Origin of the sequence: Geopseudomonas aromaticivorans (assembly GCF_019097855.1) — a bacterium.
GTDB classification, from domain to species: domain Bacteria; phylum Pseudomonadota; class Gammaproteobacteria; order Pseudomonadales; family Pseudomonadaceae; genus Geopseudomonas; species Geopseudomonas aromaticivorans.
Genome location: NZ_JAHRGL010000030.1, coordinates 216,425 through 241,727, shown reverse-complemented (window position 1 = coordinate 241,727; position 25,303 = coordinate 216,425). Strand labels below are relative to the sequence as shown.

The 25,303-nt window shown below is 61.8% G+C and carries 18 protein-coding genes; 3 read left to right on the top strand and 15 right to left on the bottom strand.

What is annotated here, in order from left to right; all coding sequences use genetic code 11:
* Nucleotides 1-205 precede the first annotated feature (205 nt).
* The 7 genes from KRX52_RS12505 to waaA form a co-directional block, all read right to left on the bottom strand.
* Complete coding sequence (locus KRX52_RS12505; RefSeq protein ID WP_217682058.1) at nt 206-3,253, bottom strand: glycosyltransferase; 3,048 nt, start codon at nt 3,251-3,253, stop codon at nt 206-208.
* Entirely contained in the window at nt 3,250-5,220 is a 1,971-nt protein-coding gene (locus KRX52_RS12500) for a hypothetical protein (RefSeq protein WP_217682057.1), read from the bottom strand. The genes KRX52_RS12505 and KRX52_RS12500 overlap by 4 nt, the downstream gene beginning before the upstream one ends.
* The gene (locus tag KRX52_RS12495) at nt 5,217-6,479 is read right to left on the bottom strand and encodes an ABC transporter ATP-binding protein (RefSeq protein ID WP_217682056.1); all 1,263 of its coding nucleotides are present in this window, start codon (nt 6,477-6,479) and stop codon (nt 5,217-5,219) included. The genes KRX52_RS12500 and KRX52_RS12495 overlap by 4 nt, the downstream gene beginning before the upstream one ends.
* A complete protein-coding gene (locus KRX52_RS12490) occupies nt 6,476-7,270 on the bottom strand; it encodes an ABC transporter permease (protein ID WP_217682055.1) in 795 nt (264 codons plus the stop codon). The genes KRX52_RS12495 and KRX52_RS12490 overlap by 4 nt, the downstream gene beginning before the upstream one ends.
* Before the next feature lie 2 nt (nt 7,271-7,272).
* On the bottom strand, nt 7,273-7,725 hold the full coding sequence (locus KRX52_RS21145; protein WP_437439701.1) for a hypothetical protein: 453 nt from the start codon (nt 7,723-7,725) through the stop codon (nt 7,273-7,275).
* Nucleotides 7,712-9,154 (bottom strand): mannose-1-phosphate guanylyltransferase/mannose-6-phosphate isomerase, encoded by a 1,443-nt coding sequence (locus KRX52_RS12480; RefSeq protein ID WP_217682054.1) that lies wholly within the window; start codon nt 9,152-9,154, stop codon nt 7,712-7,714. Before KRX52_RS12480 ends, KRX52_RS21145 begins: the two co-directional genes overlap by 14 nt.
* 261 nt (nt 9,155-9,415) lie before the next feature.
* The gene (gene waaA, locus KRX52_RS12475) at nt 9,416-10,687 is read right to left on the bottom strand and encodes a lipid IV(A) 3-deoxy-D-manno-octulosonic acid transferase (protein WP_217682053.1); all 1,272 of its coding nucleotides are present in this window, start codon (nt 10,685-10,687) and stop codon (nt 9,416-9,418) included.
* Between the two features lie 144 nt (nt 10,688-10,831).
* Here waaA and KRX52_RS12470 point away from each other — a divergent pair, with 144 nt between their 5' ends.
* The 3 genes from KRX52_RS12470 (at nt 10,832) to KRX52_RS12460 (ending at nt 13,841) form a co-directional block, all read left to right on the top strand.
* Entirely contained in the window at nt 10,832-12,007 is a 1,176-nt protein-coding gene (locus KRX52_RS12470; protein ID WP_217682052.1) for an NAD(P)/FAD-dependent oxidoreductase, read from the top strand.
* The gene (locus KRX52_RS12465) at nt 12,004-12,810 is read left to right on the top strand and encodes an aldo/keto reductase (RefSeq protein WP_254797550.1); all 807 of its coding nucleotides are present in this window, start codon (nt 12,004-12,006) and stop codon (nt 12,808-12,810) included. The genes KRX52_RS12470 and KRX52_RS12465 overlap by 4 nt, the downstream gene beginning before the upstream one ends.
* Before the next feature lie 161 nt (nt 12,811-12,971).
* Nucleotides 12,972-13,841 carry a metal ABC transporter ATPase gene (locus KRX52_RS12460; RefSeq protein WP_217682051.1) on the top strand — a complete coding sequence of 290 codons (870 nt, stop codon included), beginning with the start codon at nt 12,972-12,974 and terminating at the stop codon, nt 13,839-13,841.
* 65 nt (nt 13,842-13,906) lie between these two features.
* Here the strand turns inward: KRX52_RS12460 and KRX52_RS12455 are convergent, their stop codons facing one another.
* The 8 genes from KRX52_RS12455 to KRX52_RS12420 all read right to left on the bottom strand — a co-directional run bounded on the left by KRX52_RS12455 (nt 13,907) and on the right by KRX52_RS12420 (nt 25,296).
* Complete coding sequence (locus KRX52_RS12455) at nt 13,907-14,836, bottom strand: ketoacyl-ACP synthase III (protein ID WP_217682050.1); 930 nt, start codon at nt 14,834-14,836, stop codon at nt 13,907-13,909.
* A gap of 181 nt (nt 14,837-15,017) precedes the next feature.
* On the bottom strand, nt 15,018-16,403 hold the full coding sequence (locus KRX52_RS12450; protein ID WP_367890543.1) for a TolC family outer membrane protein: 1,386 nt from the start codon (nt 16,401-16,403) through the stop codon (nt 15,018-15,020).
* Between the two features lie 4 nt (nt 16,404-16,407).
* Nucleotides 16,408-17,730: an HlyD family type I secretion periplasmic adaptor subunit gene (locus tag KRX52_RS12445; RefSeq protein WP_254797549.1), complete on the bottom strand. Its 1,323-nt coding sequence runs from the start codon at nt 17,728-17,730 to the stop codon at nt 16,408-16,410.
* A gap of 24 nt (nt 17,731-17,754) precedes the next feature.
* The gene (locus KRX52_RS12440) at nt 17,755-19,479 is read right to left on the bottom strand and encodes a type I secretion system permease/ATPase (RefSeq protein WP_217682048.1); all 1,725 of its coding nucleotides are present in this window, start codon (nt 19,477-19,479) and stop codon (nt 17,755-17,757) included.
* A gap of 470 nt (nt 19,480-19,949) precedes the next feature.
* A complete protein-coding gene (locus tag KRX52_RS20985; RefSeq protein WP_217682047.1) occupies nt 19,950-21,365 on the bottom strand; it encodes a calcium-binding protein in 1,416 nt (471 codons plus the stop codon).
* A gap of 1 nt (nt 21,366) precedes the next feature.
* Nucleotides 21,367-22,221, bottom strand: coding sequence for a hypothetical protein (locus tag KRX52_RS12430; protein ID WP_217682046.1), 855 nt, complete (start codon nt 22,219-22,221; stop codon nt 21,367-21,369).
* Between the two features lie 155 nt (nt 22,222-22,376).
* Complete coding sequence (gene hldE, locus KRX52_RS12425) at nt 22,377-23,795, bottom strand: bifunctional D-glycero-beta-D-manno-heptose-7-phosphate kinase/D-glycero-beta-D-manno-heptose 1-phosphate adenylyltransferase HldE (protein ID WP_217682045.1); 1,419 nt, start codon at nt 23,793-23,795, stop codon at nt 22,377-22,379.
* Between the two features lie 106 nt (nt 23,796-23,901).
* Nucleotides 23,902-25,296: a PIG-L deacetylase family protein gene (locus KRX52_RS12420; protein ID WP_217682044.1), complete on the bottom strand. Its 1,395-nt coding sequence runs from the start codon at nt 25,294-25,296 to the stop codon at nt 23,902-23,904.
* Between the last annotated feature and the right edge of the window lie 7 nt (nt 25,297-25,303).

The following is a 25,303-nucleotide window of genomic DNA, read 5'->3' as shown; positions in this document are numbered from 1 at the left end:
TGACCTTGCCCTTGATCAGACTATCTCTGCGCCAATGGCCTCCCCCCGGAGGCTGGCCCAGACGCCTGTGAACCCTGTATGACCGGGAACGAAAATCTCTTTGCCGGCCAAGGCTTTTTCAAAGGCTATTTTCTGTGTCATTCCAAGTCCGTCCTGTTTGGAGCCATGCTGCGGCCTCGCCGCCGCAACACTCAGATTCGTTAACCTACTGCAGCAAGACTGATTTGATCTGCGCGGCGCTTTGTTGCCAGGTCAGCCAGTGGATACCGCTGGGTTTCGGGTGGCTATCTGTGTTCCGCAGGGTTAGCCAGCGCTTTATGGACTGGCTCAAATCTTCAGGGCTCTGGCCGCTGAAGTAAAAGGCGCCCTCTCCAGCGACCTCGCGAAACACCGGAATATCCCGCGCAATAACTGGGAGCCCATGCTGAGCCGCTTCGATGAGTGGCAGGCCGAAGCCCTCACCCCACGATGCGGCCAGAAGGCACGACGACTTGCCGTAGACTTTCAGCAGGAACTCATCGCTGATGCCTTCCAGCCAGATAAGGCGCTTACCAAGTTCTGGATGCTGGCGGAAGCGGCTGGCCAAAGCATCGACCATCCAGCCTTCCTTGCCAACCACCACGAGATTGATCTCACAGCCCTCAGCCCAAAGTTGTTCCAACGCGTCCAGTGCCTGTCCATGCCCCTTGCGCGGTTCGACTGTGCCCACCATGAGCAGACTCGGTGCTTGGGCGATCTGCTGCAGCACCTGCGTGGCGTTCTCTGGCAAGCCGGTGGAGGGTGAGGAAGTGCCAAGATCCGCGCCTAGGTGGAACCAGCGAATATCGAGTGCAGGCACATGCACGGGTGCATGCTCGGTCAACCACGCGGAGAGGTCGTCAGCCACTGCCTTGGAAATGCAGATGGCCGAGTCGGCTTTGGCAACCACTTTCAACCAGTCTGCGTGCCCTTCCTTGAAACCTGGCGGGTAGATGTTGTCGAACTGAACCGGGATCAGGTCATACACGACGAAAGATACTTTTATTCCACGGTTCTGCAGGTCACGGTAGACCCCTTGGCGATCTGCCTGGACGACGTAGCCCCCAGCCAAGTCGAGGCCCAGCAGGATGTCGCCCGGCAGGGCCTCCATGCGCTCGGCGGCGAGCCGCCCGTGGGGCGAGTCGAGCAACCCCAGGGTGTAGTCGCGAGCATACCGATAGTTCCAGTCACCCTGCTCCTCAACCAAGCAGACCGGCTCGATGCGGTACCCCTCGGGTGGAGCGTCGATCAGGGCGAGGGTCAATGCGCGGACTACCCGCTGGATACCGGTCTTGAAATCGTCCCGAGCCACGACTGACACGTCGATGAACAGAGTGCGAGCGGGGCGTGTGACCGGGAAGCCTAGTGCCAGAGCTCGGCTGATTTCTTTGAGCTGTTGTACACCAGCCTCCTGCCCCAGTATGTCAGCCAGCGGGTTGATCAGTTTGTGCAGGCCAAAGGCTTTGGCCCGGTAGGTAGCCTCGATGCTCAGCGCGTAACCTTCGGCGCAATGCTCCGGATTGTGAATGGCGTGGAGGTACTGCTGCGCGCGCTGGGCCAGTGCGTTGCGCTCGCCTTCGTCGGCTATCAGGGACTCTAGTTGGGCGATCAACTGCTCGTCAGTGAACTCGTCCGGAATCATGCGCACGACATCGGTCGGGATGTCCGCCATCGAGCCATTGGCGTTGATCACGGTCGCGACCCCGTAGTTCAGGCAGTCGAGTACCGCTGCGGAGGTTTCGCCACGGGAAAGGGTGCGCAGTTGAACGGCTGCGTCTGCAGCGGCGAGATAGAGACGATAAGTTCGGCTATCGGTCCAGCCGCTGATCTTCACCGCGCCGGATCGGCTGTATTTGCGTGTGCGAGCGACAAGCTCACGAGCGTAAGTCGAGTCGTCGGTGTCGCCGACGTATACCAGTTTGCAGCGGCGGTCCCCACTGAGCAGGCTGGAGGCCTCCCAAGCATCCAGGAGTCGATGGTTTTGCTTGGTCTTGCCGACGAAGCCGAAGCTGCACACCAGAAAGTCATCATCTGCGATGCCTAGTTCGTGCCGTGCTTGTTGCCGGTCCAGTCTTTCCGCTGGATGTCGCAGAAGCGGGATCACGCTCAGTCCCTCTTCGATGCCATACCACTGTTTGGCCAGGCGTACAGAGTTCTCCGAGTGGACGATTACACCGAGGGCCTTCTGCATGACGCTGAAGTTACAGGGGTAGCGAAAAACCACCGGCTCATCATGTTCCCGAGTGCGCTCCTGTAGCGCTTTGTAGCCGTGGGCAAGATAAAGCTCGTTCCAGAGAGCGTTATTTGCAAATCCGTACGTCTCGCGGTACCACTGCACTCCGCTAAGGAAAAAGTCATGCAGTACGACAATGCCAGGGAAGCGTTCGAGCAAGTCGAACATCTTCACGTGCATCGGATTGTTTCCAAAATGGTACAGGATCCGTTGAAAATCCTGGACCTGTAGGATGAACTGTTCCATCGACAGGATGCGGCAGTGCGTCTGGATCCAGTCATTGACTACCTCCGCCTGATCTACCACGACATCGATGTCGTAGTAGCGTGCCAGGAATGGGAGCAACTCGGCACTGTAGTCGGCGATGCCCGAACGCTCCGGCGGGAGCGGAGAGACATAGGCCAGCCGCGGTTTGCCCTGACCCAGCCCAGCCAGGTCAATAACTGGCAGAGCGGATTCGGCGAGTGCGGCAAGAGAGGCTTGTGCATTCTGCCCCGGAAGCAGTTGGAGCAGGCTGGCGGAGGGCAGTTCATGTGCCAGCCGTTGCTGGGTCGTGATGAACAGGTCGACTTGCGTGGTCAGCGTCAAGGCTGCACGTTGATCTTCTGCAGAGAGATGATCAATAACCAGGCCGACCTTGAATGCCCTGCTACCATTCTCGAGCCTTCCCAGTGTCGAAGCATTTACCGAGAGATCGGTCAGTAAAAGCAAGTCAGGCTGTAGGTTAGCCAGAAATGCTTCGCGAATTAGGCGACTGCATTCTTTGCTCGCTGATTCAGCGGAGCCCGGAGCGAACCATAGATGAATGTTCTCAGGCTTTATCTGCCGGGCTAGAGCCCTTCTGATCGACAGGATGCTTGTTTCGAGGCTGCCATTGAGTGCTATATGAAGATCATGCCCGTTCATGGTCTCAGACAGGACGCTGACGAGATCCAGCAGCAGTCTGGGATTCGCGCAGAACTCTACCTGTAGGCTCTGGAGATCAAGTACGACTCGCATCATTGGCGCTCTAGTGCTCGCTGCTGGATTGCAGCGTGAAGTTTATGGAAGTTGCGCTGTGCTTGGGCTGTCAGGTCTGATAAATCTGTATCGCCAAGCTCAGTGCTAGCCCCGAACAAGGCTACCGCTACCCCACTGCCCTCGCTCATTGCTACGGGCGGCATAGGGTGTCTGTTGTTACGCATGAGCCAGTTACGGGCGAAGAGGCGAAGATGCTGATCCAGCAGCGGGAAGCTCCTTAGCAGTGAGACCACGCGTGCGCGCGCGGCTGGCCTGCTCAGCAGCAGGTGCATTACTGGCGTAAGACAGGGGCGGAGCAGTGCCTTCGCCAAGCGGGCAGAGCGTCGAACTATCCTTCTAGTGGTCTCGGAAAGCATACGCAGGGGCTTGGTGATCTTCCAGGAGGTGCTTTCGAAGACAGCCTGAACTTGCGCCAAACACTGCGTTGATGCAGCTTCAGCTTGCTGGGCTGTAGCCTTAGCTGCGCTTACGCCAATTTTGGCTTGCTCGGCCTTTATCTCGGCAACCGTTGCACGCGCTTCGGCCTGCTCCGCCTGCGACTCGGCCGCAACGGCTCGCGCATTGGCCTGCCTCGCCTGAGCCTCGGCCACAACGGCTCGCGCATTGGCCTGCCCCGCCTGAGCCTCGGCCGCAACGGCTCGCGCTTCGCCCTGCTCCGCCTGAGCCTCGGCCGCAACGGCTCGCGCTTCGACCTGCTCCGCCTGAGCCTCGGCCGCAACGGCTCGCGCTTCGGCCTGCTCCGCCTGAGCCTCGGCCGCAACGGCTCGCGCTTCGGCCTGCTGCGCCCGAGCCTCGGCCGCAACGGCTCGCGCTTCGGCTACCGTATAAAGCTCGTGCTGTGCCGCCAACTGCTCTTCATACTTGATGCGCTGCTCTATGCCCTGGCTATTAAAGCGACGAGCCAACGCACGAGCGCGCTCCGCATCGCGGATCAGCTGAGGAGTGCTGGCCGTGGCACCTTCGTCGCGCCACACTAGCGGCTCGTAGGCTCGACGCAAGGCGATAAGCTCATCAATAGAGCGCTGCGAAAGTCCAGAAATAAGCAGCAAGCCGTGAACCTTATCCTCAATACGTACAAAGAACTCTCGATCTCCCATTCCGTAGCAGGCTTGCGGCACCGAACAAGCAGAAAAATCAAGACCAAAAACCCCGACTTCCTTCAGCGCAGCAAGAGTATCTCGACGATACTCATGACTATCACTCAGGCTATCGATATTTATCAGAAGGTCTGCACAGCGCATCCCCTCCAGAAGCCCAATACACCATAAAAGGTAGAAAACCAGATAGCTATCTTCAGAGGACAGGCGCCGACTCTTGAACCAGCCAAACTGCTCAGCCAAATTATCAGAAAAGAAACCTTCAAACTTAATCTCTTGCCGCAACCGACCAACAGCCTCGGGAAAACTTCGGGAATTTATAAAAAGCTGACAAGCCGCATCAAAGTACTCATTAACATTACAGGACCACCATTGATCCCATGGATTTCGCCATAGATACAGATGCAGCCCACCGAGCTTTTTCTTGATAGTTCCAATTCGAGACGACGTCCTGCACTCTTGAATCACCGGACGCCCTTTAGCTTCACCAATCAAAGCCTCGAAGTAATCCTCACCAATACCTTCTTCACCCCCACCAAAATAGGAGTCATAAATATATTCTTTCTTAAGAAGCGGCAAGCATTTATCAGCCACCTCATATAACTCATAAAAATAGGGCCTCCCAAGTTCCGGATGACGAAGCTCCTTCGCAACATCAACATGCGGATCGAGCAACCCCTCTTTATTTCCCGCACAAAGGAGAGGCCATTCATGCAATGGCTCCTGATAACACCAATACCCTTCCGGGGACTCGCGAAAAATGTTAAAAAAATACGTACTCCCCGAGCGGAACAGGGAGTGAATAAATATAGGATCCAACCCGGAGCCACCCGCCCCTTTCATGCCACTCATACACACTCCATTGAAAATTCGACAGGAGCATTAATCAAACCAGACTTGACAGAGGTTCCCCTATCCGCGCACACCCGAAACAAAGCAGCATCTACTCGCCGATGCAAAAACACCGAAACATCATCACCATCATCACGCACGCCACAGTTTATATAATAATTACCCGGAGCAAAGGCATTACCAAGCTCAAACCGAATCAAGACCTTTTCGCCAGCGGCGAAAATTCTGCCTTCCACCTCCGGCATATGGGCGGTATCCATTCCAAACAGGGCCACACCATCCCGCGTTTTGATCATGAAGGCAAAAGCGACACCAGTCGTTTCCACATTGAAGCGGACGCGGTATTTGAGAATCAGACTGTCACTGCTACCAAACACATTGGCCAGATGCCCTTCCTGACTTTCCAACCAAATGGACTCGATCAACGCCCGCCCATCTCCATAGGCAACCTCGCAATCGCTCATCAGGCTAGGGTCCACCAACGGCTCAAACTCAGGATCAGTATCCACTGTTGCCTTACCTGCTGACTTACTGCCGCCAAACAGGGCCTTCTCGTAGGCATCGCAAACGCTCTTGGCTGGACCATAGGCAGCCACCCCCCCTTGGCGCAAAAAGAGCGCCTTGTCGCAAATTTTCTTGACCGTTTCTATATCGTGGGTGACCAACAGTAGGGTCGTACCCTTCTCCTGAAACTCCTCGATGCGACGGAAGCATTTACGCTGGAAAGCAGCATCCCCCACAGCCAAGGCCTCGTCCACGATGAGGATATCGGGACGTACAGCAGTCGCCACCGCAAAAGCGAGCCGCACCTGCATCCCGCTGGAATAGGTGCGCACCGGCTCTTCGATGTATTCACCGATATCTGCGAAGGCTTCGATTTCCGGCATCGCCTGCTCAATCTGTTCAGCACTGAACCCCATCAGGCCCGCTGCATGGTAAGCATTCTGCCGGCCAGTCAGTTCGGTGCTGAACCCCATGCCTAGCTCCAGGATTGCGGCGATGCGGCCATTCACCTGCACGTTACCTTCAGTGGGCTGCAGCGTGCCGGTGATCATTTTGAGCAGTGTGGATTTGCCAGCGCCATTCTGGCCAACGATGCCGATTGCTTCGCCAGGCTCAATAGCGAAGCTGATGTTCTTAAGCACCCAATGCTCTTCACTCGGCCTCACCGGCAGGTAAAACCAGCGGGCAATGCGCTGCCATTCCGAATGGTAGCCGCGGTAAGCCTTGCCCAGGTTGTCGACGATTAGCAGGCTCATAGTGCGTCCACCATTTCCGGCGCGGCTCGACGGAACATGAACAACCCGAGCAGCATCAAGGCAAGCGCTACGCCTGTCGTCACGGCAATCTCCTGCAGATCGGGGGATCTACCGTATACGAGAATGTCGTGGTAGGCGCTGACGATGGAGTACATGGGGTTAGCGCCCACGGTATCTTTGAGGTATTCGGGAATGATGCTCACCGGGTAAACGACTGGCGTGAACCAGAACCACACCTGCAGGATGATGGGCACGACCTGACCGATATCGCGCACGAATACGTTGAGCACCCCGAGTACCAGACCAATGCCGACCGCCAGAGCCATCACCGCCAAGGTGAGCGGAACCAGCCAGAATAACTGCAGGCTGGGCTCCTGCCCAAGCAGGGCAAAGACCACCAGCAGTGCAAGGAACAACAGCAGGTAGTTGAGCAGGCTGGAGCCGACCACGATCACCGGTAGGGTGATACGCGGGAAGCGCATTTTTTTCATCAGGTTGCCCTGCTCGATAAAGAGCGTCAGGCACCGGTTGATAATTTCTGCGAACAGGCTCCAGGCGAGCACCCCGGCCATCAGGTAGAGGGCATAGGCGTATTTGTTGTCTATGCCCGGCAGCTTGGCCGCCAGCACATTGGAAAGGATCAGCGCATAGATCGCAACCTGCGCCAATGGATGGATGATCATCCATAGCCCGCCCAGGCGGCTACGAGCAAAGCGGGCCACGAATTCATTACGGATGGATGACAGGACAAAGCCTCTGTATTCCCAGAGGCTGCGTAACATTGCGAACATGCTTACTCCAGAATGAGCTGTTCCAGCTTGCTTACCCCTTGTTGGTCACCGCGGGTTTCCACATTCAAGCGCAGCAGCGGCTCGATATTGGAGTCTCGCAGGTTACCTGTGTCGCATAGACCGATATCGATGACATCGGCCCCTGCCTCAGTCAGGCCTTTGATCAAGGCATTGGCCAGCATGCGACTTTCCACCCGCATGTCATGTCCAATGACGAAGGTTCTGCTGCCTCGTAGTTCAGCAAGCATGGCTCGCCCGATGCCACAGTCGATCTCGCCACTCAACTCTTCAGGTACTTGGCCTCTGATGTCATGGGCCTTGAAGCGGTTCAGTGATGGTATGAGGCTCGGAAGCTGACTGTAGTTTGAAAGCAGAAAAGGGTTGGCCACTTGAGCGCGGCCAACCCTTTGCCTCGGAACGTTCGATACGGCAGCAGTAAACTCAGCCGTTGGCACGCCCGTAGATATCCTGAAAACGTACGATGTCATCTTCACAGAGATAATCGCCGCTCTGTACTTCAATCAGGACCAGATCAATAACGCCGGGATTTTCCAAGCGATGCTTGTGTCCGGCACGGATAAAGGTGGACTCGTTGGTATCGAGCAGCATCTCGCGCTCGTCATTCACCACACGAGCCATGCCGCTGACCACGATCCAGTGCTCGCTGCGATGATGATGCATCTGCAGAGAAAGTGAGGCTCCCGGCTTCACCACGATACGCTTAATCTTGAAGCGCTCTCCCTCTTCCAAGGTGGTGTATGTACCCCAGGGACGGTTTACCGTACGGTGCAGCAGATGAGCGTCATGCCCATTCCTCTTCAACTGGCTGACGATATGTTTGACGTCTTGGGCACGATCCTTGTGGGCAACCAGCACGGCATCGGGGGTATCCACAACGATGAGATTTTCCACACCGACCAATGCGGTCAGGCGCCCGTGGCTCTGCACATAGTTGTTGCTGGCCTGGTGCACCAGCACCTCACCGTCAAAACGGTTGCCATTGGCATCGGCCTCCGTCAGTTCGCTCATCGCATTCCAGGAGCCGATATCGCTCCAACCGATGTCACAGGGGACCGTTGCCACGCGCTGTGAGCGCTCCATCAAGGCATAGTCGACGGAGATGTCCGGGACCTCACCGAATGCTTCAGCATCCAGAGTAATAGCGCGGTGCCTGTGTCCTTCGCTCAGGCGCGAGCGTGACAGGGTTTCGCGTACAGCTCCCAGCACATCGGAGGCATAAGCCTCGAACTGCTCGACCAGGGTACCGACACGGAAGCAGAACATCCCCGAGTTCCAAAGGTAGTTGCCAGCAGCGAGGTACTGCTTGGCAGTTTCCAGATCCGGTTTCTCGACAAAGCGGTTGACCTTGAACCCCCCCGCGAGCGGCGTATCCTGATCAGCCTCGATATAACCAAAGCCGGTTTCCGGGTACTCGGGACGAATACCGAAGGTGACCAGCCAGCCTTCGGCTGCCAGTTGCCGGGCCTTGACCACTGCATTGGCAAAGGCGCTCTCGTCCTTGATCAAATGATCCGCTGCCAGTATCAGCATCTGAGCATCGGCACCATACACCTCCTGAAGCTGCAGGGCTGCCACCGCCACCGCAGCAGCTGTGTTGCGACCGAAGGGTTCGAGAATGAAGCTCTGCGCGACTGCGCCACCACCGGCCAAGCGATACTCGTCTTCGGTCTTGAAGAACAGTTCGCGATTGGTAACAGTCATGACCTCGGCCACACCCTCAAGGGCCGCGGCACGACGGAAAGTCTTCTGAATCAAGTTCTGGCCATCGGGTAGCAGCATGAAAGGCTTGGGATGAGCCTCACGCGACACGGGCCACAAACGACTCCCAACACCACCAGACATGATTACCGGGATAAGCTTCATTCGATTTTCCTTACCTTGATTACAAGTCCCGAGCGGAGGAGTGCCGACACCGGCCACGCTACCGCCCCAGGATTTTCCGTGCATTTCCTGAGAACGCGCGGGCAACGCCTCCAAATGGGCGCTCCCCTTGCTCTAGACCCACAAACAAGCTGAGAATTGGAGCTATGAGGCACAACTCGACTGGTGAGATCCGCACTGCGATAAGGGACTGGCATTTTGCCCACGCCCACCCTGCATTGCAAAATTTGCCAGCCTGAACCACTACTTTGCCAACAAGCGCTCTACCCCCCCAAGCAACCGCGCCAACGCACCCTGATTTGCACGCAGGACGACTAATCCTGCACTGCCCATGCGCTGCAGCTCTTCTGTCTCATTCAGGATCTGCCGCAACTGCCGAGCCAGGGCTTCGCAGTCAGCCACGACAACCAAGGCTCCCGCCCCACGCAACTGCGCAGCAATCTCAAGGAAATTGAACAAGTGAGGCCCACTTAGCACCGGGACACCTAACGCCGCCGGTTCCAGCAGATTGTGGCCACCAGCGGGCACCAGGCTGCCGCCGACGAAGGCGACGTCTGCCAGGGCATAGAGAAACAGCAACTCGCCCATGGTATCGCCCAGCAGCACCTGGATGCCCTCCCCCACGGCGGAGCCGGATGAGCGGCGGACAGTGGCGAAGCCTTCGCGCTGGCATAAGACATGAACCGCTTCGAAACGTTCCGGGTGCCGTGGCACCAGGACCAGCAGGCTGTCGGAGTGTTCGGCCAACAGCTGACGGTGGGCGGCAAGGATGATTTCGTCTTCGCCGGCATGGGTGCTGGCAGCGATCCAGACAGGACGTTTCTCTGCCCCCCAACTGGAGCGCAGTGCTTGCGCTCGGGGCTTCAGCTCGGGATCAATGGTCAGATCGAATTTGATCGAGCCGGTGACGCTGACGCACTCGGGCCGTGCGCCGAGCTGGCGGAAGCGTTCGGCCTCGGCTTCGGTCTGCGCGGCGATCCAGCTCATTTCGGCAAGCATCGGCCGGGTCAGGCCTTTGAACCGCGCATAGCCGCGGGCGGATTTCTCCGACAGGCGGGCATTGGCCAGCACCGTGGGGATGCCGCGCCTGGCGCACTGGTGGATGTGATTGGGCCACAGCTCGGTTTCCATGATCACCGCGAGCTTCGGCTGCAGCCGGTCAAGGAAGCGCGCCGCCGCCCAGGGCAGATCGTAGGGTAGATAGCAGTGCTGCACCTGGTCGCCGAACAGCGCACGGATGCGCTCGGAGCCAGTCGGCGTCATGCAGGTGACGGTGATCGGCAGCTCCGGATGGCGTTCGCGCAGGGCGCGGATCATCGGCGCGGCGGCAATGCTCTCGCCCACCGAGACGGCATGCACCCAGAAACCGCCTCGCTTGAGTGGTGGCAGCTGGAAGGCGAAGCGCTCGGCGATGCGCTGGCGGTAGGCTGGCGCCTGGCGCCCGCGCAGGTACAGGCGCAGGGCAATCAACGGCAGGGCCAGGTGCAGCAGGAGCGTGTAGAGGGCGCGATTCATGGGCACGAAGGATATCAGTTGGCCGCAGGGTTATGGGGTATGCCCGTCACACCCAAGAGCGCGCAAGGTAGGCGCATGGGGGCGGTCATCAATATATAAGTGCTCAGGTATACTCAACCCCCTGTTTTTCAAAGGCGTCCTCCCATGCCCCAAGCCCTGAGCACCGATATCCTGATCGTCGGCGGCGGCATCGCCGGCCTCTGGCTCAACGCCCGCCTGCGCAGGCTCGGCTACGCCACCCTGCTGGTGGAGAAAGAGCGGCTAGGCGGCGGACAGAGCGTGAGGTCGCAGGGCATCATCCATGGCGGCACCAAGTACGCGCTGAGCGGCGCGTTGACCGGCTCCTCGGAGGCGATTGCCGACATGCCGCGACGCTGGCGCGAGGCGCTGGCCGGTAGTGGCGAGCTGGACCTGCGCGGCGTGCGGCGGCTCTCCGACGCGCACTATCTGTGGTCGCCGGGCACCCTGGCCGGCAACCTGACCGGCTTCTTCGCCAGCAAGGCCATGCGCGGGCGGGTCGATCAGGTCAAGGGTTCGGAGCTGCCACCGGCACTGCAGGATGCCAAATTCAAGGGCAAGGTCTATCGCCTGGCCGAACTGGTGCTCGACGTGCCGAGCCTGATCGCCCGACTGGCCGAGCTGAGTGGCGACGGCCTGCTGGCCGGCGAACGCATCGAGCCACTGCGCGAGAATGGCGAGCTGGTCGGCCTGGCGGTCGACGGCCGCGAGATTCGCGCCCGCCGCGTCGTGCTCAGCGCTGGCCAGGGCAATGCCGGACTGCTGGATGCATTGGGTATCGAGCAGCCGAAACAGCAGTTGCGGCCACTGCACATGGTGCTGGTCAAGGCACCGACGCTCAAGCCGCTGTATGCCCACTGCCTGGGCGGCGGCACCAAGCCGCGCATCACCGTCACCACCCACCCAGCGGCCGATGGCCAGTGGGTGTGGTATCTGGGCGGTGATCTGGCCGAGGCCGACGGCGTGGCCCGCGACGAGGCGGCGCAGATCGCCTTCGCCCGCCGCGAGCTGGCTGAACTGCTGCCGTGGGTCGACCTCTCGGCGGCCGAGTGGCGCACGCTGCGAGTGGACCGTGCCGAGCCGGCGCAGTCCGGCCTGGTGCGCCCGGACAATGCCTTCCTCAGCGAGCAGGGCAACCTGCTGGTGGGCTGGCCGACCAAGCTGGCGCTGGCACCGGACTTCGCCGAGCGGGTGATTGCCGCCCTTGAGCGCGCGGCCATCCATCCAGGCAGCCACGCGGACATGCCCGCACTGCCGCGACCTGCGGTGGCAGCGGCGCCGTGGCAGGAGCTATTCGCATGAGCAGTTTGCACGATCTGTGGCGCCCGCTGGGCAGCACCGGCCTGATCGTTTCGCCGCTCGGTCTGGGCACGGTCAAGCTGGGCCGCGACCAGGGGGTGAAGTATCCCAACGGCTTCACCATTCCCGACGACCGCGCCGCCAGCGAGCTGCTGGCTCAGGCCCACGCGCTCGGCATCAACCTGCTGGACACGGCGCCGGCCTATGGCGTCAGCGAGCAGCGCCTCGGCCCGCTGCTGCGCGGCCAACGCCAGAGCTGGGTGATCTGCAGCAAGGTCGGCGAGGAGTTCGAGGACGGCGCCTCGCGTTTCGACTTCAGCGCGGCACACACCCGTTTTTCCGTGGAGCGCAGCCTCAGACGCCTGGAAACCGATTACCTGGACCTGCTGCTGGTGCACTCCGATGGCAACGATCTAGCGGTCCTGGAGCAGACCGAGGTGTACGCCACCCTCGCCCAACTCAAGCAGGAGGGCTTGATCCGCGCCTTCGGCTTCTCCGGCAAGACCGTCGCCGGCGGCCTGAAGGCCCTGGCGCAAGGCGACTGCGCCATGGTCACCTACAACCTTGCCGAGCAGGGCGAGAAGCCGGTGCTCGACTATGCCGCCGCCCACGGCAAGGGCATCCTGATCAAGAAGGCGCTGGCCAGCGGCCACGCCTGCCTGGCCGGCGCAGACCCGGTACGCGCCAGCTTCGAGCTGATCTTCGCCCATCCGGCAGTGAGCAGCGCGATCGTCGGCACCATCACCCCGGCGCATCTGGTGCACAACGTGGTCACTGCCGCGGCGGTGCTTGGCGGGCGGAGCTGACACCCGTCGGGGCGCGACAATCCGTCTGACCGCCGCCCACAGACAGCTCCGTCTGGCTCGGCTAACCTGTCCAAGCCCGACTCCCGAGCCTTACCCCGGCAGGGAGTCCAGGACTGATCAGATCATGCCAATGCCCCCCCGTCAGCCCCGAAGGAGTCGCCATGCCCAGCATCCTCGCCCGCAAGGATCCGCACACCTTCAAGACCCAACCGCTACACGTCGAGGCCGACGCGCAGAGCCTGGTCTATCAGCCGGTCGGCGCGCCCCTCAACTTCGGTCAGATGCTCGAGCGTCGGCGCCCGCTGGAGATCGATAACCCGCAGCGCTTCACGGTCGAACTGGCCAACCTGGGCGTTTCGGTGCGTCTGACCCTGGAGTGGCAGGGGCGTGACTACTGGTTGCTGGTGCGCCAGCAACGCGCGGATCGCGGCGACTCGGTTCTCAAACTGATTTCCGGCTACGTGCCGAGCCACGAACTGCACCTGCCGCTGCATACCGCGCTGCAGGAGGTGGCCGAGGAATGCCTGGTGGAAACGCCACGCGGCTGGCTCGGCGGACGCTTCGGCGAGCACTGGCTGGTGCAGCCGTACCGCGACGTCCTTGCCTACCACGAGGCCGCGCACTTCAAGGTCAGTCCGCTGTCGGGTGCCGCCCGACCGATCCGCGCCGGCCGCCTGCCCCTCCTGGAGCGGCCGCAGGCCTACGTTCATCTGCCCACTGCCTCGCTGCAACTGGTCTACGAGTTGCGCCTGGAGCTGCCGACGCACCCGGCGCCCAGCCTGTTCCACGTCGATGAACGGCTGGAGGAGCAGCAGCTGATCGCCCGCCTCGAGCGGCACAGCCCGGATCTCTATCTGCTGCCCGTGGACAACCCCGCCGGCGAGCTGTTCACCCTGCAGAACGGCGCGCTGCGCCCCGCCTGCACGGACAACCTGTGGTTGTCGGAGGGCTTTGCCGGCCAGGATGGCTGGCTGGTGCGCGAGGAGCGGATCAGCTGGGACGACTGGCTGACCCGGAAGCGCTGCGCCTAGGCGGGCCGAGGTGGGGTACGGCGCTGCGACCTAACCCACCCTCTCCCAATGAGACAGAAGAACGGTCAACGACGGAACAGGACGGCCGAACCCCACGACAGGCCGACGCCGAAGCCACTCATCACCAGATTTTTCCACTGGGAGTTGTCGAACGCGTAGCGCTCGAGCAGCATGGGAATGGTCGAGGACACGGTGTTGCCGGCACCGAACATGTCCTTAACGACTCTGTCACCGTTGTCGCCTAGTCTCTTGGCAATGGCATCGACAATCGCCCCACTGCCCTGATGCAGACAGAAGGCATCCACCGTATCCAGCGACAGCCCGGCCAGCTCGAGCACTTCCTGCATGTGCGGGATGATCTTCAGGCTGGCGAAGTTGAACACCTGGCGACCGTTCATGTGGAAGATGCGATCCTTGACGTACAGGTGGTCGGCACCGCTGCCGTCGGTGCCGTAACGTACCGGCCCCAGTTCCCATACCGGATCGGCGCCCAGCCAGGTGGCGGTGGCGGCATCGCCGAACAGCAGGGTGGTCATGCGGTCGCTGCGATCCATGATCTTCGAGTAGGGATCGCAGGTGACCAGGATGCCGTTCTTCAGGCCGGCGGCTTCCATGAAGCCCTTGAGGACGTAGAGGCCGTAGACATAGCCGGAGCAGCCCAGCGACACATCGAAGCACGCCACGTGGGTCGGCAGCCCGGCCTTCTTCTGGACGATCGCCGAGGTGTGCGGCAGGCCTTCGCCATCGCCGTTCTGGGTGACCACCACCAGAGCGTCGACATCTTCGAGACGAAACCCGGGATTCTTGGCCAGCAGGTTCTGCACGGCGGTCGCGCACAGATCGGAGGTTTCCTCGGCAGTGTCTTTCACCGACAGGGTGGTGGTGCCGATCTTGCTCGCGACAAAGGCCTCGTCGCGATCGAAGGACGCCGCCTGGGCGATGTTGTCGATCCGGCCCTCCGGAATGTAGCTGGCGATACTTTTAATTCCGATCATCTGTGCTTCCCACAATTAAACTGATCACACCAGCCCGTTTTGCGGCAGGGATGGCTAGCTAGGGCTCAACGACCAAGGCCGGGATTTTACATGGCAGGCCGGACGTTGGCACGAGCGCCGATGCACCGCCACGGCCGTGTCACTGGTTTTCTGACGCACGATCCCCCGGACAGGTAACACATCAGCGGACCGGCGGCTCGATCAGCCAGGCATTGGCCTGGCGCACATCGTCGGCGGCCAGGGTGCCGCTCCAGCGGCGCAGCACCGTGACGCTCATGATGAAGTCGTATTGCGACTTCAGCAGATCGCGCCGCGCAGCGTACTCCTCCTTGACCGTATCCAGCACGTCTACCGCGTTCATCACGCCAAGGCCGAAAGCCCGCTCGGCCGCCGTACGCGACTTTTCGGCCGACACCAGCGCCTTGCGCAACGCCGAGATCTTGCTCAGGCCGGCCTCCATGTCATTGAAGGCCGAACGGGTTTCCCGACTGACCTGGCGACGGGCCGCCTCGAGTTCATGCTCGGCCGTCATCAGGTCCTCGTACATGGAGGAAACCCGTGCACTGGTCGATCCACCACTGTAGATCGGGATCTGCACCCCGAGATTGGCCACATAGGTGTCGGTGCGCGGAGCGATGCTGTTCTCGTAGCCGATGTCGCTGCGCTGGCCGTTGAGGTTGAGAGTGACGGTGGGCAAATGACCGGCCTTGGCCTGGCGCAGGGATGCCTGGGCGGCATCCACCGCCTTCTGGCGTGCACGCAGGACCGGATTCGACTCGGCCGCGAGCGTCACCCAATACGTCTTGTCCTGGGGCGGCATGTGGAACTGCGGAGCCGGTCCGATACGCTTGAGTCGCTCGACGATCGGGCGCCCCACCAACTCGGACAACGCTTCGCGGCTGATCTCGACACGATTGCGCGCCTCGATCACCTGTGCCGCGAGCCCGTCGACCCGTGCCGAAACTTCCAGCACGTCGGTAACCATCGCCAGCTGCCGCGCATACAGCGCGTTGATGCGCTCCTGATTGCGCTGGGTGGCTCGCAGTTCCGCCGCCACCAGGTCCAGCTCATCCTCAGCTGCCAAGGCCATGAAGTAGCGCTCGACCAGGTCGACCGTACTTTCCTCCAGCGAGGCCTCGTACTCGGCCGCCTGCTGCTGGGCCAGCTCATTGAAACGCCGGTAGTTGTGCCAGACCTCCGGATCGTACAGCACCTGGCTCACACCCAAGGAATAGCGCTCGCCGTTGTAGAACCGCCGGGCGACGTCGTATTCCTGCAGCGTTCGGTTATACGAGCCACTGGCGGCGACTTGCGGCAACAGCTGACCGTAGGCTTCGCGCTGGCGCCATGCGGCGCTCTGGCTGCGGGCCCGGGCCGCCAGGATGCGGGGATCCTCCTGCGCAGCCTCCTGGAACAACTGCCAGAGATCGACGACTCCCGTGCGCTCGAACTCGAGCGCCTGCGCAGGTGGCTCGACCGCAGGGCCGTCGCCCGGATCCTGGGCGCAGGCATGGCCCCCGAAGGCAGAGCAGACCAACAACAACAGAGCGGTCAGGGGCTGGCGCACGAAATCAATCCTCGATCAGCGAACGGGCGAACGCGTTGGTGGCCGGCTGGACCAGGTAATTCAACAACGTACGCTCGCCGGTATTGATCAGCACCTCCGCCGGCATGCCCGGCACCAGCAGCAGCGCGCCGAGATCCTTGCGGCCCTTGTCGGTGAGCGCGACGCGCCCCAGGTAATACGCCGCCCCCGATTGCTCGTTGACCAGACGGTCGGCCGACACCTGGGTCAGCTGCCCCTCGATCACCGGCGTGGTAGCGCTCTTGAAGGCGCTGAAACGGATATCCGCCAGCTTGCCGACGCTCACCCGATCAATGTCCATCGGCGAAATCTGCACCTCGACGATCAGATCCTCGCTGGCCGGAACGATATCCAGCAGCGGCGTCCCCGGACTGATGACGCCGCCGACCGTATGCACCTGCATGCCCAGCACCATGCCGGACTCGGGAGCTCGAATCTGGGTGCGTCTGGCGCGATCCTCGACCGCGGCGAGGCGCTCGCTCAGATCGAATACCTGGGTCCGCACTTCCGCCAGCTTGTTCACTACTTCGGCGACGAAATCCTTGTTCAACTGCAGAATCTGCAACTGGGTTTCGCCGATCTGCAGGCGCGCCTGAGCAATCGAGGATTGCAGGTCGGCGATCTCCGAGCGCAAGCGCGACAGGCTGCGCTCCTGCTCGCGCAGGCGCTGCTTGTCGACGAAGCCCTCCTTGAGCAAGGCACTCAGGTCGCCGACCTCATCCTGATAGGAGGCGGCCTGCTCCTGTTTGCCGGCAATCACCGCAGTGAAACCGCGGATCTGCTCGTTGAGCTGCACCACGCGCTTTTCCAGCACGTCGATCTCGCCCAGCCGGGAGTTGCGGCGGGCGCGGAAAATCTGCCGCTCGCCCTCGCGAGCCTCGACGACGCGCGGATCGCCGGCATCCGTCGCCGCAAAGGACAGCACCGCCACATCGTCGCGCTCGGCCAGCAACCGCGCCTCCAGCGCCCGGGCCGCAATCAGCTGGCTGCGCACCATCTCCTGCTCGGCCAGCGCCTGGGTGCCGTCCAGCTCGATCAGCACATCCCCGGCCTTGACCATGTCGCCGTCGCGCACGTGCAGCGCCTTGACGATGCCGCCTTCCAGGTGCTGGATGGTCTTGCGATAGCCCTTGACCGTCACTACGCCCGGCGCCAGAGCGGCGCTGTCAAGCTGTGCCAGGGTCGCCCACGAGCCGAACAATCCGAAGGTCACGAAAAGGATCGCGTAACCGATCCAACGGATTGGCCGGTCGTCGACCGGCACTACCAGCGCCTTCTCAGCGCCGACCGCAGGCAAGGTCTTGTCCATTTCTGCTTCCATCACATCCATCCGTCACACATTGCCGGCCACGCTACGCTGCACGGCAGCGGCCTGTTGTTGCGCCTTCTGCAGCTCCGCCCACACCTCGTCGCGGGGACCGAACAGGGCCAGCGTCCCCTCGCGCAACACCATCAGCTTGTCCACCGAGGCCAGCACGCTGGGACGGTGGGAGATCACGAACAGGGTCGTACCGGCCTCCTTCAACTGGCGCAAAGCGGCCGCCAGGGCACGCTCGCCCTGGTCGTCAAGATTCGAGTTGGGTTCGTCCAACACGATCAGCCGGGGCTTGCCGTACACCGCGCGCGCTAAGCCGATACGCTGACGCTGGCCGCCGGAGAGCGCGCCACCGCTGGCACCGATCACGGTGTCGTAGCCCTGCGGCAACTGCAGGATCAACTCGTGGACGCCGGCCAGGCGCGCAGCCTCCACCACGGCGACCGGATCGAGATCGCCAAAGCGGGCGATATTCTCGCCGACACTGCCTTCGAACAGCTCGATGTCCTGCGGCAGATAGCCGATATACGGCCCCAGTTCGGCGCGCTTCCAGCTGAAGATATCGGCGCCGTCCAGACGCACCTTGCCATGCGCGGCCGGCCAGATCCCCAGCAGCGCCCGGGCCAGGGTCGACTTGCCCGCTCCGCTCGGGCCGATGAGGCCGACCGCCTCACCGGCAGCGACGCGGAAAGCGAGCCCGCGGATCACCGGCTGCTGGGCACCGGGCGGCGTGACCATCAACGTCTCGGCGGAGAGTTCGCCCTTGGGCGCCGGCAGCGACATGCGCTCGGGCTCGGCGGCGACCTTCACCAGCAGCTCGTTCAGGCGCTCGTATTGGGAACGAGCCGAGGAAAAGCCCTTCCACGCGCCGATCATCAGATCGATCGGCGCCAGAGCCCGGCCCAGTAGAATGGAACCGGCGATCATCAGACCGGGACTGATCTCCTGCTCGAGCGCCAGATAGGCTCCCAGCCCCAGGATCAGCGACTGGACCAGCAGGCGGAAGGTCTTGGACAGCGCCGTGACCGTACCCGCGCGATCGCTGGCAAGCCCCTGCAGGGCCAGCACCCTGTCGTTCTTCGCCTGCCAGCGCCGACGGAGCTGCGGCAGCATGCCCATCGACTCCACCACCTCGGCGTTGCGCAGGTTCTTGTTGGTGAACGCCGTGGCGGCCAGGTTCTCCTTGTTCGCCTCCTTCAGCACGCCATTGGTCAGGCGCTCGTTGGCCCAGGCCAGCGCCACCAGCATGGCCGAGCAGAGCACGCCGAACCAGCCGAACCAGGGGTGGAAGACGAACATCACCGCCAGATAGATCGGCAACCAGGGGGCATCGAAGAATGCGAACAGGCCGTTGCCGGTGAGAAACTGGCGCAGCCCGGTCAGATCGCTGAGCGGCTGTGCGGAGGCGTTCATCCCCCCTGAATACAGAGCCTGGCGGAAACTGGCATCGTACAGCCGCTGACCGAGCAGGGTGTCGAGGCGCGTACTGATGCGCACCATGATCCGCGAGCGCACCCACTCCAGGGCACCCATGGTGCCGAGCAGCAGCAACAGGATGAGGGTCAACATCAGCAGCGTGGACTCGCTGCCCGAACCGATCACCCGGTCGTATACCTGCAACATATAGAAGGCAGGCACGAGCATCAGGAAATTGACGAACAGACTGAAGAAGCCGACGGACAGAAAGCTTTCCCTGCAGGCAAGCAGGGCGGCTTCGAGGTCGGATTTGGCGACGTGCGGCATGTTTACATGACTCGACTCTGCTGCAGATACGAAAAAGCAACGCCAAGGCTGACGCCGCTTCCGGGGGGGGGACCTCAAACGACGATAGGGACGGAGTAGACAATATCGGTAGCGGCAATCCTGGTATCGCTCCTGATACCGGCCAGCTTGATCACCATATCGGCCTCCTGGTTTCCATCACTATCGGCAATCACGTAGCCCGCTGCGGCATCATACCCGAATACCAACGCTCTCCGCCGGCACAGGGCGCTTGCGCACCGAGCAACAACGCCTCCAGACTGGCCTCGGCGAAGGAGCGGCGAGTGCTCTCCGCTACCCCGCACATGAAGTCCACTTAGCGCAGACTCAACCGCGAGGGGCCGCAGCTATACCAGGGAGCATCAAATGAATCGTGGAAGGCGCCCCGAGCGGAGCGACTCGGGGCGAGAGCGAAGGACCGCGGCAAGCGCCGCGGCCTTCTCAGTGAAGCATCACGCCAGAGCTTCGAAGCTGAAGTCGCTAACGGCGATTTTGCTGTTGCTCTTGATGCCGGTCAGCGCGATCACCATGTCTAGCGCCTGGTCGGCATCGCTGTCGACCAGCACGTAGCCCGACTTGGCATCATAACCGAACACCACCATCGCTCCCTCGGCAAAGGCCGCCTCGGCATTGACCAGCAGCGCGTTATAGCTGGACTGCTTGCCCGACAGCAGGGTCACGTCGTCCTGGGTCGCCAGGAAGTCGAAACTGATGGTGTCCTGGCCGGTCTTGAAGTCCTGGATGGTGTCGCGGGCCTCCGGATTGGAGTCGCCAGCGGCGAAGGCGAAGGTGTCGTTGCCGGCGGCGCCCTGCAGCTTGTCGGCACCAGTGCCGCCGCGCAACTCGTCGTTGCCCGCGCTGCCCTTGAGGCTGTCGTTGCCCGACTCGCCATCGAGGTAGTCGCCGCCAGCGCCGCCAGTAATGGTGTCGTTGCCGGCCCCGGCCTGCAGGAAGCTGCCCTGCTTGTTTGAGGCAGTGAGTTTGTCATTACCAGAGAACAGTGCCTGACGGATAGCGTCGAAGTCACCCTGATTCAGTGCATCAGTCAGGCCTGGAGTGCTGCCAGTAGCCTTGTAGGACTCGTCCACCAGGTACGCCTGATCATAATAGGAGTAGTTCCCCTTTGCAGAAAAACTGATGGAGTCAATACTGCCCGAGAAGCCCTCTGCAGAAACCCCGAAACCGGCATTACTGGTAAGCGCAAGAGATGTCTTGATATTCCCGGAACCAACATAATCCTCGTTATATTCGTCCCACACCTCGCTACCGGACGACTTCACGCTATTGATTACGCTACCAGGAAGGAGCGCGACGTCCCACCACCCGTAGAATTCGTCATAGTACGAATCATAATATTCATTATAAACCGACTGATAACTCAAGTTACCGGAGAAGCTGAAAGAACCACTCTCACTAGAAGATCCATCGCCGTAGCTGTTGTCATAAGAGTAACTCTCCGACCACTTATCACTACCCCCATACAGGCTAACCACATCCCCCTGATAGGGGTTGAACGCGAGATTCAGAGCAACATTGCCATTTTCCTGCCAGACCTCGCCATAGGCGGCGTCACCCCCTTTATCGCTGTACGAGAGTTTCAGGGAACGGGCGACTGCATTGTCAGGATCATTCATATAGCTGCCAGAGAGACTACCCGAGGTACTCCAGGCGCCATAGGCGTCACTCCCCTCTTCCTGGAGCGTTATAGATCCAGAGGAAACCTGTACAGCCCCCTCCCCTCCCCGTACTATCTCCGCCGCTTCAAAGGCTGTTTCAGCCGCCCAGCCAATATCCTCAACAGCGTCTGATGCACCCTCCAAAAACACGCTCGTGAGCTTGTAAGTATCCGCACTTTTTACTACAGCCATGTCAACACCTCATCCATGTCGTTTCATAAAAACCAAAACCAGCACAGTGCTGGCAGTTAAAGTCATTCGCCGCAGCTGAAATTACGCGTCCAACACCCGCCGGTGAAATCTTGCCGTCACTAGTTACACCGACCAACCGGGTCGCCATATCAACACCGGCAACGCCATCATTGTCGACGAATACATAGCCAGCTTTTTTGTCCTCGTTGATGAAGCCGACCACGATCTGCTGGCCACTTTGATTGGCAGCCACAAGCAAGTGGTCGCAGGCTGCTGCCCGCTGGCTATTATCGCCGCTGCCTGGCAGAGAAATAACAGTAACGTTATCGTGAACCTCGGAGTCAGCCGCATAGATATAGTTTTCCGCGATGCTTCCGTCGTAGCGGGAATTGCTAGCGAAGCTGAGGGAGTAACTCTTGTCTTCGCGGTAGCCGCCATTGGACTCTTTGATCATCACCGTGCTGGAGTAGCCGGAAAGATCAAGGCTCTGATCGCGATAGAACCGGAAGTCCTCGAGCTTGGCCACACCGGTCTCGACTTCGCTCTCACCGCGGAGCTCGACATCGATCTCCCTGCGGGAAGCATTTGCGCTGGAGGGTTGGTCCTGGTCGAATCCGTAGAAGGTGTACTGATGAATGCCAGAGTCGAGGCCAGCTCCAGGATAAACACACGCAGAGCCACTGGAAACAGCCGTAGGCCCTGTCTCCTCGGCGTCACCGCTACCCCGGACGCGCAACTCGCCAGCGGTATACCAGACCTTCTCTGCCACCCACTGGGCATCCCCAAGGCTGTCGGTGGCGGCATCATGAATGCGCTGAGCGAGGCCGGAGGTGCTAGCCGTCCTAATCATTGCCATGAAGCAGTCGTCCTTGAGCGGCAATCGAAGAGAGCCAAGAGTCTAACTGCTTAAATCAATGGCAAAAAGGGGGCGCTCTAATTTCAGACAGCCACCACCCTTCCCTTAGTGAGGGGGCTTATATCCATAATGGGCAAGCATGCCCTCACACGACCTCAGCCCCGGATCTTTTCAACAATCGCGGTGGTCGAGCAGCTGTCAACGAAGCTCAGCACCTTCACTTCGCCACCGTAAGCATTCACGATCGCTGCACCCACAACGCCATCCAACCCATAGTCGCCACCCTTGACCAACACATCCGGGCGCACTTTCTCGAGCAGCGCCTCAGGGGTGTCCTCGCTGAAGCTGACTACCCAGTCCACCGCGCCCAGACCGGCGAGCACCGCCATCCGCCGATCGACGCTGTTGATCGGCCGGCCAGGCCCCTTCAGGCGAGTCACCGAGGCATCATCATTGATCGCCACGACCAGGCGGTCGCCCAGCGCACGGGCCTGCTCCAGGTAGGAGACATGGCCGGCGTGGAGAATGTCGAAGCAGCCGTTGGTGAACACCACCTTCTCGCCGTGGGCACGGGCGTCCTCGAGGGCCGTCAGCAGCTGGTCGAGACTCATCACGCCGCGGCCTACGCCCTGCTCGCGCTGCACGGCGCGGCGCAGTTCGGGGGCGCTGACCGAGGCGGTGCCCAGCTTGCCGACCACGATGCTGGCCGCCAGGTTGGCCAGGGCCACCGCCTGCGGCAGTTCCTCGCCGGCGGCCAGGGCGCTGGCCAAGGTGGAAATCACGGTATCGCCGGCACCGGTGACGTCGAACACCTCACGGGCGCGTGCCGGCAGGTGCAGAGCGGGGAAGCCCTGGCGCAGCAGGGTCATGCCGTGCTCGCCGCGGGTCACCAGCAGTGCGCCCAGCTCCAGCTCGGCCAGCAGCGCCAGGCCCTTGGTCACCAGCTCGGCCTCGTCGGCGCAGCGACCGACCACCGCCTCGAACTCGGCGAGGTTGGGGGTGATCAGGCTGGCGCCGCGGTAGATGGAGAAGTCCTTGCCCTTGGGATCGGCCAGCACCGGAACCGCGCGTGCGCGCGCCGCCTGGATCAGCGCCTGGTGGTTCTGCAGCGCGCCCTTGCCGTAGTCGGAGAGGATCAGCACCTTGACCTGGTCCAACAGTGCATTGACTTGGGCGAGCAGCGCGTCGGCATCGGTGGCGAACGGCTCCTCGAAGTCGAGGCGCAGCAGTTGCTGGTGGCGGCTCATCACCCGCAGCTTGACGATGGTCGGCTGGCTGGCGATGTGCTGGAAGTGTGCGGAGACGCCAGCGGCCTGCAGGCGCTCGGCCAGACTGGCGGCGGCCTCGTCCTGCCCGGTGACTCCCACCAGCCAGGCCGGCGCCCCGAGAGCGGCGATGTTCAGCGCGACGTTGGCCGCGCCGCCCGGACGATCTTCGATCTGCTCGACCTTGACCACCGGCACCGGCGCTTCCGGCGAGATGCGGCTGGTGGCGCCATGCCAGTAACGGTCGAGCATGACATCACCGACCACCAGCACGGCAGCCTGATCGAAACGGGGCATGGACAGCTTCATCGGGAGCTCCGGAGCACAAGAAAAAACGGCGAGGATCATAGCATGCCAGGCAGAAGGCACCGCGCCCGTCATCGAGCCGCGCCCCTCCTCCCGGCAGGCGCAGCAACTACAGCGTTCTGACCCAGAACAGCTCGTGTCGACGCACGGCCTTGCGGAAGAACTCGTCTTCGCCGGTGGCCGGCCAGCGGCGGCCGGCGAGGACACGCTGAATCAGGCGACGCAGGCGACGCTTGAGTGGCAGCGGCCCCTGCAGGTCATGCTGCATGGCCAGCGCCATGGCCTTGTCCAGCCGCACCTCGGCGCTAAGGGACGGACTCCACAAACCATCGGCCGGCAGCGGCTCGATGGCCGGCGGCAGGGCGATGCCGCCTCCGGCCGGGCCCATCGGCCAGCGGTCGTTGTCGTGCAGGTGGTTGGCGTAGAGCAGCAGGCTCTCCGGGCGCCAGGCGCTGGCCGCGACAGCCTCGAGCAATGCGCGGGTGGCGGCGACATGGTCGGCATGCGGGTCGAGTTCGGGGTGCGGTGTTACCACGACTTCCGGACGGAAGCGCTCGAGCAGCGCGGCGAGATCGGCGACCAGATTGCCCCAGGTCGGCCGGCCGTCGGCATCGCCGGGCAACGCCAGCGGATTGTGCCGGCGCACGCTGCGGATATCCGTCTCGCCGGATTCGCGCGAGCCGAACGCCTGCGCCGGCTCGGCGGCCATCGCCGGCAGCTGCAGGCAGTAGTAGCCGAGCTGCACGCAGCGGCTCGACGGCACCCCGCCCCACAGCGGCACGGCCAGGCTGTCCCAGCTGCGCAGACGCCCCTTGAGCCGCGCCGCTGCCGCCGAATCCAGACCGAGTGCCCGGTACTTCTGCGCCTCGATCTCGCCCTGGGTCAGGGTGACGATGGCCACCTCGCGCGCCCGGCTGTACAGGCCGAAGGCCGCCAGCTCGGCGTCGTCGGCATGTGGAGCGATGATCAGCACCCGCCGCCCGGTGTAGTCGAGGTTGTTCATGACATGCAGGGTGCCACTGGCCGCCAGCCGACAGAAGCGTCCGCGGATACGCAACTGCCCCGCACACAAGGCCGCGCCCTGACCGGAGAGATTGAGGTAACGCACCCCGTCCACCCCACGCTCGAAATCCTGACGGTCGTCGCCGATCCATACCTGCGGATCGACCCAACGCCCCAGCCAGCCGGCGCTCACCCGCAGCTCGAGAATCAGCGTGTCGGCAGCGCCGATCTCGCCCTCCAGCAGGGCATGCCCCTCTTGCAGGCGCAGCGGCAGCATCGAGGTGCCAGGCGGGAAGGCATAGCGGTAGTCGTCCTGCGGCGCATAGAACAGATGGTCGGCGAACCAGGCCTCGTGGCCGATCCAGCCCAGCACCAGCAGCAGCGGCACCAGCCACCAGGCGACGGCGATGCCCAGCACCGCCAGCAGCACGAGAGCGATCAGCAAGGCGATACGCTTGTGCCGCCGATGACGTTTGAGCAGTTGCTGCTTGCGGGCTGTCATCGGATTT

What these genes read in the sequence shown, in the direction of transcription:
- KRX52_RS12505 (WP_217682058.1), bottom strand. Translation starts at nt 3,253, where the DNA reads ATGATGCGAGTCGTACTTGATCTCCAGAGCCTACAGGTAGAGTTCTGC.
- KRX52_RS12500 (WP_217682057.1), bottom strand. Translation starts at nt 5,220, where the DNA reads ATGAGTGGCATGAAAGGGGCGGGTGGCTCCGGGTTGGATCCTATATTT.
- KRX52_RS12495 (WP_217682056.1), bottom strand. Translation starts at nt 6,479, where the DNA reads ATGAGCCTGCTAATCGTCGACAACCTGGGCAAGGCTTACCGCGGCTAC.
- KRX52_RS12490 (WP_217682055.1), bottom strand. Translation starts at nt 7,270, where the DNA reads ATGTTCGCAATGTTACGCAGCCTCTGGGAATACAGAGGCTTTGTCCTG.
- KRX52_RS12480 (WP_217682054.1), bottom strand. Translation starts at nt 9,154, where the DNA reads ATGAAGCTTATCCCGGTAATCATGTCTGGTGGTGTTGGGAGTCGTTTG.
- waaA (WP_217682053.1), bottom strand. Translation starts at nt 10,687, where the DNA reads ATGAATCGCGCCCTCTACACGCTCCTGCTGCACCTGGCCCTGCCGTTG.
- KRX52_RS12470 (WP_217682052.1), top strand. Translation starts at nt 10,832, where the DNA reads ATGCCCCAAGCCCTGAGCACCGATATCCTGATCGTCGGCGGCGGCATC.
- KRX52_RS12465 (WP_254797550.1), top strand. Translation starts at nt 12,004, where the DNA reads ATGAGCAGTTTGCACGATCTGTGGCGCCCGCTGGGCAGCACCGGCCTG.
- KRX52_RS12460 (WP_217682051.1), top strand. Translation starts at nt 12,972, where the DNA reads ATGCCCAGCATCCTCGCCCGCAAGGATCCGCACACCTTCAAGACCCAA.
- KRX52_RS12455 (WP_217682050.1), bottom strand. Translation starts at nt 14,836, where the DNA reads ATGATCGGAATTAAAAGTATCGCCAGCTACATTCCGGAGGGCCGGATC.
- KRX52_RS12445 (WP_254797549.1), bottom strand. Translation starts at nt 17,730, where the DNA reads ATGGACAAGACCTTGCCTGCGGTCGGCGCTGAGAAGGCGCTGGTAGTG.
- KRX52_RS12440 (WP_217682048.1), bottom strand. Translation starts at nt 19,479, where the DNA reads ATGCCGCACGTCGCCAAATCCGACCTCGAAGCCGCCCTGCTTGCCTGC.
- KRX52_RS20985 (WP_217682047.1), bottom strand. Translation starts at nt 21,365, where the DNA reads ATGGCTGTAGTAAAAAGTGCGGATACTTACAAGCTCACGAGCGTGTTT.
- KRX52_RS12430 (WP_217682046.1), bottom strand. Translation starts at nt 22,221, where the DNA reads ATGGCAATGATTAGGACGGCTAGCACCTCCGGCCTCGCTCAGCGCATT.
- hldE (WP_217682045.1), bottom strand. Translation starts at nt 23,795, where the DNA reads ATGAAGCTGTCCATGCCCCGTTTCGATCAGGCTGCCGTGCTGGTGGTC.
- KRX52_RS12420 (WP_217682044.1), bottom strand. Translation starts at nt 25,296, where the DNA reads ATGACAGCCCGCAAGCAGCAACTGCTCAAACGTCATCGGCGGCACAAG.